The sequence below is a fragment of the Anabaena sp. 4-3 genome (genome assembly GCF_001597745.1).
Lineage (GTDB): Bacteria > Cyanobacteriota > Cyanobacteriia > Cyanobacteriales > Nostocaceae > Trichormus.
This window is the reverse complement of the sequence record NZ_LUHJ01000073.1, coordinates 1-355: the sequence shown is the minus strand read 5'-3', so window position 1 is coordinate 355 and position 355 is coordinate 1. Positions and strand designations below refer to the sequence as shown.

At 43.1% G+C, this 355-nt stretch carries 1 protein-coding gene; it reads right to left on the bottom strand.

All coding sequences use genetic code 11. The annotated features are described in order from the left end of the window. Positions 1-355, bottom strand: a 355-nt coding sequence (locus A3775_RS21605; protein ID WP_156481705.1) for a PleD family two-component system response regulator, incomplete at both ends; no start/stop codon positions are given.

Sequence of the window (355 nt, the reverse complement as noted above, 5' to 3'; positions counted from 1 at the left end):
TCTCAACCTCTAATTGTTCTTCCTTCTGGCAAGAAGCTGTCAAAATAATGATGGGAATATGTTGAGTGCGTGCGTCATTTTTGAGATGCAACGCAGTTTCACATCCATTCATCCGAGGCATTCGCAAATCAAGTAAAATCAAGTCTGGCTGATGTATTTGCGTCAGGCGAATCGCTTCCTCGCCATCTTCAGCCATGATTAACAAATGATGAGTTTGGGCAAAGTATCCCTGAATTAGCTGGCGATTTGAGTCTACATCATCCACAACCAAAATTGTGCAGGGAGCAAACTGATTGAGATCATCATCTGGAGAGGAATGTTCAGGCAATTCCGTAGTGTCATTGCCTAGGGATAA